Source organism: Nostoc sp. NMS7, from assembly GCF_017115085.1.
In the GTDB taxonomy this organism is placed as follows: domain Bacteria; phylum Cyanobacteriota; class Cyanobacteriia; order Cyanobacteriales; family Nostocaceae; genus Nostoc.
On sequence record NZ_JABXKJ010000033.1, the window covers coordinates 1 to 6,842 of the forward strand.

Annotated in this window: 9 protein-coding genes and 1 pseudogene; 2 read left to right on the top strand and 8 right to left on the bottom strand. The window is 43.9% G+C overall.

Translation table 11 applies throughout. The features are described from left to right. From HWQ38_RS02560 to HWQ38_RS02580, 5 genes and pseudogenes are all read right to left on the bottom strand, one after another. A pseudogene (locus HWQ38_RS02560) lies at positions 1-220 on the bottom strand (LysM domain-containing protein); the annotation flags it as partial. 95 nt (positions 221-315) lie between these two features. Further along, positions 316-972: a hypothetical protein gene (locus HWQ38_RS02565; RefSeq protein WP_292789768.1), complete on the bottom strand. Its 657-nt coding sequence runs from the start codon at positions 970-972 to the stop codon at positions 316-318. 88 nt (positions 973-1,060) lie between these two features. Further along, positions 1,061-1,570: a hypothetical protein gene (locus HWQ38_RS02570; protein ID WP_292789769.1), complete on the bottom strand. Its 510-nt coding sequence runs from the start codon at positions 1,568-1,570 to the stop codon at positions 1,061-1,063. Positions 1,571-1,761: 191 nt separating this feature from the next. Further along, positions 1,762-2,157: a type II toxin-antitoxin system VapC family toxin gene (locus HWQ38_RS02575; RefSeq protein WP_292789771.1), complete on the bottom strand. Its 396-nt coding sequence runs from the start codon at positions 2,155-2,157 to the stop codon at positions 1,762-1,764. Then, on the bottom strand, positions 2,154-2,432 hold the full coding sequence (locus tag HWQ38_RS02580) for a prevent-host-death protein (protein WP_292789772.1): 279 nt from the start codon (positions 2,430-2,432) through the stop codon (positions 2,154-2,156). The genes HWQ38_RS02575 and HWQ38_RS02580 overlap by 4 nt, the downstream gene beginning before the upstream one ends. A 92-nt stretch (positions 2,433-2,524) precedes the next feature. Here HWQ38_RS02580 and HWQ38_RS02585 point away from each other — a divergent pair, with 92 nt between their 5' ends. Then, positions 2,525-2,656, top strand: a complete 132-nt coding sequence (locus tag HWQ38_RS02585; protein ID WP_292789773.1) for a hypothetical protein — start codon at positions 2,525-2,527, stop codon at positions 2,654-2,656. Then, positions 2,653-2,802, top strand: a complete 150-nt coding sequence (locus HWQ38_RS02590) for a hypothetical protein (RefSeq protein ID WP_292789775.1) — start codon at positions 2,653-2,655, stop codon at positions 2,800-2,802. The genes HWQ38_RS02585 and HWQ38_RS02590 overlap by 4 nt, the downstream gene beginning before the upstream one ends. A 28-nt stretch (positions 2,803-2,830) precedes the next feature. On the opposite strand, the gene HWQ38_RS02595 is transcribed toward HWQ38_RS02590, so the two are convergent. Genes HWQ38_RS02595 through HWQ38_RS02605 form a run of 3 tightly spaced genes read right to left on the bottom strand, consistent with a single transcriptional unit; the run spans position 2,831 to position 6,839 of the window. After that, positions 2,831-4,495 carry a DUF4157 domain-containing protein gene (locus tag HWQ38_RS02595; RefSeq protein ID WP_292789776.1) on the bottom strand — a complete coding sequence of 555 codons (1,665 nt, stop codon included), beginning with the start codon at positions 4,493-4,495 and terminating at the stop codon, positions 2,831-2,833. Then, a complete protein-coding gene (locus tag HWQ38_RS02600) occupies positions 4,492-4,749 on the bottom strand; it encodes a hypothetical protein (RefSeq protein ID WP_292789777.1) in 258 nt (85 codons plus the stop codon). The genes HWQ38_RS02595 and HWQ38_RS02600 overlap by 4 nt, the downstream gene beginning before the upstream one ends. Further along, a complete protein-coding gene (locus HWQ38_RS02605) occupies positions 4,746-6,839 on the bottom strand; it encodes an ATP-binding protein (protein ID WP_292789778.1) in 2,094 nt (697 codons plus the stop codon). Before HWQ38_RS02605 ends, HWQ38_RS02600 begins: the two co-directional genes overlap by 4 nt. Between the last annotated feature and the right edge of the window lie 3 nt (positions 6,840-6,842).

Below are 6,842 nucleotides of genomic sequence, written 5' to 3' on the forward strand. Positions count from 1 at the left end.
TGTTAGCATCGCATAAATGCCAAAAAACTTCCGGGTCATGAAGATAATTTGCAGTAATATTATCTAGGCGATCGCCTTCGCTGACTTGATGTTCTTGAAGAACTTCAAACCTTTGTGATGACGGTAAAAATCTCCGCCTGAGATAACTGATAGTTTGATTTGATGTTGTTTGCCACTTGGCAATTTCTATATCGTAGTAACGACTGCTTTCATTAAACATTTTACTCTTTTTATCTTACAACTAAAAATCTATATTTGCTGAGATATTTTGAGAAACTTACAGATGTAATAATTTATGGTTGAAAATAGCCAAGTTTATAATAAAGAAGCAACAGTCTTGATAACAGTCGCAGCCGTGTTCACATTAGCTAGAAATTCTTTGTGCTTGTGATAGACTCTGAACAAGCTGCTGCCTTTATGGTCAAATCTCAAATCATTTGTGCTTAATACTTGCATACCTAAACTGACTTTGGCACGAATAGGATTTAGTTTAGAATCGAATGCTTCTTCGGTAATGCTGAACTCAGAAAGGCGCACTGGCATCACACGATTTAAGCTCCATATAAATACACTCAGATCGGCCTCAATTGGTAAGATTTCTAAAATACCGCTGCGGGCGAGTTGATTGTTTGTCTGAATTTGACTACTTTTAGGATAGATCAGAGTTTCTAGGGCTGCTAATTGGGGGTATATGCCAAAGGCCACTGTATCTGGATTTTTTCCAGGAAACTCCAGTTGGTCTGTAGCATCAATTTCCGCCTCTAGTTGAATTGTCTCTAGGGGTGGTGCAACCAAACGCAAGGCTTCTAGGCGATCGCTTCCTTCAGCACCCGCACCTCGTACCTGTAAAGTGCGTCTGAGTGTTTCGGGATTGTATTGCAATACGATTATTCCTTTGGGGAAAAAGCTAACAGCATCAAGAATAGCGATCGTTGCTTTTAATGTCTTTGGCGTACGGGGAAAGTGAGACATAAAATTATTCCTAAATCATTTCAATTCAGTAACAGATTCAAAAACCGAAAAATTATGCATTTATACTTCCGACTTCCGACTTCATTTATCAAGTCCCTTTTGCTTTCATATTTGTAGTAGTGAAAAATCCCGTGCCAAAATATATCGGAATTGGGTCTGGTGTCGGTGGTATTGTTGGTGTCTGGGCTGGCAGGATAACTTGCAATCTCGCTGTGAATGTAGTACCTTTGAGCAATACTGCTGTTCGCTTAGATTTAACTTTTCTAGCTTTTTGATTCAAAGCTAAGGATTGAATAAAAAGTGTTCCTATACCGGGAGTAACATTTGGCGGACTTGTATAAGAACAACCAAGGACAACAACTTTTTTCTCGTCACCAACAAGGCAAATTTTATTTTTGTTAACTGTTGGTATGCCAGTACCAGTTAATATCCCAGGACGTACTGCAACTATTGCTTTGCCAAAAGTGGGGTTGAATATGGCGCGATCGCCAGTGATGAGAATCAAGTCTAACATCAGCTTTTTGGTGAGAAAATAAAAGATTAATTCAGATTGGTTCGAGTTTGCTATAGGAGCGATCGCACACTCCTCAACCATCATACATAGGCGATCGCATTCCTTGTAAAACCGTCCTTACAAGATTAGCGATCGCACTGTTCAATAAATTTAAATTGGTTGATGTGAACATCTTTTATAAACCTATACTGCGTGAGATCGGATTTAAATTTAAGTGAGTATTTTTTTGGTGAATGATGGGAATTATTTCGGAATTTTTACAAGAATACTTGAGGTTAAGTGAAAGGATTTAGCAGCGAAATACTACAATCTTCAAAATCACCAGTGTTTCGCGTTACTAAAGTAAGTTGATGCAGATGAGCAGTAGCTGCTATCAGCATATCTGCTTGGGTGCGTGGTTTTCCTTTAGTTCGCAATTGCCCCCGCACTTCCCCAGAACGTTGGGCAATCTCAGGAGTAATGGCGATAACTTGGCAATAATCTTTCAGGAATTCTTGAAACCATTTTTGTACTTTGGCATTTGGTTTTGACGCTAACCCGTAAGCGATTTCTTCTAGGGTAATGACACTCAAGGAGATTGATGAAACCTGTTTACTCCAAGCTAACACTCCTGGATTGGGTTGAGGGCGTGCTAGTTCGCTGATAATATTAGTGTCACAGAGAAATGTCACGGTAGGCTATCAACAAAAGGATTAAAACGGTCTTGGCGATCGGGTATTTCAATGGTGTAGTTTTCCTCTGCACAAAGCTGACGCAATTGGGTAAAGGCATCTGCAAGAGAAGGTTGGTACTGCTGTTGCTGCCAAGCTAAGAATTCCTGAAATATTTCAATTTCTACAACGGCTGCTACCACTTTGTCTTGGTTGTAAATCAGTTGTGGTTCTGCAACTGCGGCATCAATTACTTCAGAAAATTTTTGCTGCGCTTCTTCTATTTTCCAATTCATAGGGTTCTGTTTTGGCTCACAAACTATAATATGCAAAGACTTTTTACTCAAATTGTAAGTTATCGATATGTGGCGATCGCTTTGAAGTCAGGTTGAACCAGCAAACAATGCCGCGATCGCACATTCATCAATATTTCTACGTGGGCGATCGCATTCCTTTTAACACTGTCCCTACAAGAGTTTGTCAGATGACGCTATCGCACCAAATTAAACCTCCTACATGAGCGATCGCATTTTGAGTGAGAATGGACAGTGTGTTAATATTCATCCGAGCATGATATTAGGCGATCGCATTACCTTTTTACACAGTCACTACAAGAGTTTGTCAGATGACGCTATCGCACGCTCATCAATATTTATAGGTGGGTGATCGCTTTGTTTGGGGTTTAGTTGGTGCGTTATGCGATCGCGCTTCGTACCTTACAATTGGTTGTAGAATCTAAAAAGTCGCCAATTGAAACTTTTTTCTTTGGATCGGGCATTTGGAATGGCCCCCACGGTCGTCTTTGAATAACTGTTTCGGTGATTGGTTGGATAAGGTTTTTATTCTGTGCTGCAACCTTATTGTTCTCTAAATCAACTATTTTAGTGTTGTCTTTGATATTGCCGGCATTAATCTTAACATTAGTTTGTCCGCCGCCAATATCCTTGCCGATGTGATCTAATTTGTTCCAACTCATAGTGATGAAGTCTGCTGGTCCGTTGTTTGTTGGGTGATTTACATTTGCTTGATAATAAATATAATTCCCATCCATCACCGCCTTTTTCATACTTTTTTCGACTTGTTTTTCCATGACTGTGTTGGCAGTGCTGGGGAAGGCAAATAGGTTTTGGGTGATGCCGGGTCCACCTAGTTGGTCGTTGACGATATGGGCGGCAACATGAGATTTGCCGCCTCTAAGTTTTGCGGCTATGCCGTTGTTAGTTTTTGCTGTCTCACTTTTAGGTTGGCTTCCATAGGGGTGATCGGGACCAATAACCCCTATGACGCTGGTGCCTTCGGGTTTCATACCATTCGGTCCAGCTTGGGCCGATGAAAGAGGACCAAAAGTTAATTGGGTATGCCAATCTGCACCATTTACCTGAGTGCCAAAACCACTCATTTTATTATTGGCATTGATATCGGCATCTACAGCAGTATCCGCTCTGGCTCCGGTAAAGAAAGTTGTGGGATTCACGTCGGCTTTTTGGAGCACGCCTTTGCCCACCAATGCCGATGGAGTTTCGATGGCGGGGTGTTGCAGTAACTGCTGCGGTGGTAAAGGCCATCGCTGCACAGCCCCACCATTTTGCTGCGCCACATGGGTCAACTCATGCGCTAACAACTCCTGCCCCCCTCGACTCCACGGCTCATACGCCCCCTGCCGAAAGAATACATCCTGCCCTGTCGTAAACGCCTTCGCCTGAATCGATCGATTCAACTGGTCAGACTGAGCATCCGTATGTACCTTCACCCCACTAAAATCCGCCCCCATCGCTTGCCCCATTGACTGTTGCAGTCCTGCCTCTAAGGGCTGTCCACTTCCCCTAGCACGGTTAATGGTTGATTCCAAATCCGTTGAAGTTTCCCCTCCTGCGATCGCTTCCCTTCGCTGGAGAGTTAACTTTGCCTGAAGTTCCGCCTCCGGTTCTTTCATGCGTTGGAGCGAAGTAATCTCAGGTTTCGCCTGTATTTCCTCTTCTGCTTCTTCCTGGCGCTGTACCGACTGCCCTGCCGATCTTGGTGCATTGATCCTTCGTACTACTTCTGATGCTACCCGATCCGCCTCCTGTTCATAGCGATCATTTGGTTCCCCGATAGTCAACTTTGCCTGGATAGGTGGCATTGGATGACTTTGGAGATTTCTTGCATGAAACTGCTGTGGTTTAGTCGTGCTAATAGGCACTTGACTAAAGTCTTTGGAAAAAGCCGAATTACTTAATGCCAGTGCTTGTTTATCATCTGTTGATTCCATCTCAGCATCCGCAACCGAACGAACAGCAGCACGCTGTAAAATACCACTCCCTTGGGCTGTCTCACTTTTTTGTTGCTGATTATTTTGTGCAATTCTTCTACTAGTCATGGTTTCATTCCTCGATATACTGTTTGTGCAATTTGTTGCGCCATTTGGGTAGGATTAGATCCAGGCTTTACTTGAATAGCACCTCTCGGTACATGAGGCACTACCCCACCAGCCTGCCAGTTATCCGGTATACCTTCTGTTCTCAGCAATCGCGCCAATTCTGCCTCCACCGCCCCTTGCAACTTTCGCCCCTGACTGGGAGAAATAGACATCCCCTCTAAAACCAGCTTTTCTATATCTATATTGATATTCATACCCTTACCCCAGTTGGTACTAAAACCCGAAAATCTGCCTCATTCACAGGTCGATCCAATTTTCTAAACTCAGTCCGCGCTGCTGTTAACACCAACGCCATTGTCACATCTGTATCCGCTTGCGCCGCCAAAAAAGCTGCATTCAAAGCCACATTGTGGATACTCGCACCAGTCAAATTCAAACGTGCCAAACGGTTAAAATCTAAATCCTCAGTTGGTGTCTCTGGTGGAAACACCTTCTCCCACATCACCTGACGTTCCGCCACACCAGGAAAGGAAAAATTAACAATAAAGCCCAAACGGCGCATAAACGCATGATCCAGCGAACTCTTGAGATTGGTTGCCAAAATCGCCAAACCGCGATAAGCCTCCAACCTCTGCAACAGATAATTCACCTCAATATTCGCGTGGCGGTCATGGCTATCTTTCACCTCAGAACGTTTGCCAAACAAAGCATCCGCTTCATCAAAAAACAGAATCGCCCCGCCATCTTCCGCCGCATCAAACAAACGCCGCAGATTTTTCTCCGTTTCTCCGATATATTTATTGACCACCGCCGACAGATCAATCCGATAGAGATTGAGTTGCAAATCATTAGCAATCACCTCCGCCGCCATCGTCTTCCCCGTCCCGCTTTCCCCCGCAAACAAGGCGCTGATGCCCATTCCCCGATTCATCCGCTTGTCAAAACCCCAATTTTGATAAACTTGGCTGCGCTGGCGGATCTGATCAGCAATTTGATGCAGCAAGTTTGTCTCCTCTGGTGCTAGAACAATATCATCCCAAGTTGCTTTCGGGTCAAGGCGTTGAGCTAAAGTATCCAACTGCGGACGAGTACTAGCAAGACAAGCTGACCACAAACGATTTTGGATTTTAGATTTTGGACTTTCCTGGGGAACGCTACGCGTAGCTTGCTTCTCCAAAGGAGTACGACTACGGTTCCGTCGAGCGAAGTCGAGATGCTCAGTCGAACGATTTTGGATTGAAGGATTGGGTGTTTCAGTTAGCACTTGCTGGGCAATCTGCTCAATCTTGACTAAATTGAGGTTAAACTGACTCGCCAGAAGTTGCGGACTACTATCTGCGATCGCACCCAATGCCTGGTTCCAAGTTGCTTGTTGCTCAGAAGGTGTAGGCTTTTCCACATCCACTACAATCGTTGGCAGTCCCAAATTCTGCCTAATTTCACGAGTGCTGAGGAAAAGTAGACCACCACTACGGTTCAGAAACCGATGCAGAGGTAGCGCTTGTCCTTCCATGTTTGGTTTACCGTCAACCTCCTGGGCATCTAAATACAGGGCAAGCGGCAATAACAAACTTTCCCGATGCCACAAACGAGCAACTGTCTCTAACTCTCCCGCCTGAGTGGGCAATAATTCCACTGGCAAACGGTAGACATATCTATCTAGTTGGGCTGCTACCTGTTGGGCTATTAGTTGCTTGCTGAGGGAATCTGCCCCTACTAGCTGAATAACTGGTAAACGTTGTTCTTTATATATTTGGCGAAGTTGCTGAATAATTGTTTGGACAACAGCATTTTGAGATGGTGGTAGTTTTACATCCCATTCTTCTGTTTCCATTGACATCAGTAATGATACCAAGCGATCATCTAAAGAATTTAATCCTTTAACATAATTTAATATACGTTCATCTACCCGTAAACCACTGGTGGTAAGCGGTTGAACTCCTGACTGATGAATTTCAATTAATCGCCAGTAACGTAAAGGGCGTTCCCAAGAAAGGGCATCCCAAGTAGGTTGCTCGAATAGTGATAAAGCCAACGCAAAGGTAGGATAAGGCTGATGAGAATTATCGAAAGCTCTGGCACAAAGACGCGCCATACCCGGATCTAATTCCATTGCAACGCATAACAGTAAAACCTGTTGTTCAAAGTCAGATAAATCTAATTTTTGACTTAAGACAAGCAGCGCTGCGGATGGATTCATCCCTGCCGCCGTTGTGATTTCTGTGACTTTAGGCTTCTCAATATCAGGTAACTGTGCAAACTCACATAAACGCCAGCGTAACCAAGCCATTGCATTTGCTAGGTATTCTTCATTGTTTGCTCTCCAAGAATCGAGGTTGTTCATAAA

Excerpts from the sequence above, each read along its gene's own strand:
- HWQ38_RS02565 (WP_292789768.1), bottom strand. The coding sequence starts at position 972 with ATGTCTCACTTTCCCCGTACGCCAAAGACATTAAAAGCAACGATCGCT.
- HWQ38_RS02570 (WP_292789769.1), bottom strand. The coding sequence starts at position 1,570 with ATGATGGTTGAGGAGTGTGCGATCGCTCCTATAGCAAACTCGAACCAA.
- HWQ38_RS02580 (WP_292789772.1), bottom strand. The coding sequence starts at position 2,432 with ATGAATTGGAAAATAGAAGAAGCGCAGCAAAAATTTTCTGAAGTAATT.
- HWQ38_RS02590 (WP_292789775.1), top strand. The coding sequence starts at position 2,653 with ATGAGCGATCGCATTTTGAGTGAGAATGGACAGTGTGTTAATATTCAT.
- HWQ38_RS02595 (WP_292789776.1), bottom strand. The coding sequence starts at position 4,495 with ATGACTAGTAGAAGAATTGCACAAAATAATCAGCAACAAAAAAGTGAG.
- HWQ38_RS02600 (WP_292789777.1), bottom strand. The coding sequence starts at position 4,749 with ATGAATATCAATATAGATATAGAAAAGCTGGTTTTAGAGGGGATGTCT.
- HWQ38_RS02605 (WP_292789778.1), bottom strand. The coding sequence starts at position 6,839 with ATGAACAACCTCGATTCTTGGAGAGCAAACAATGAAGAATACCTAGCA.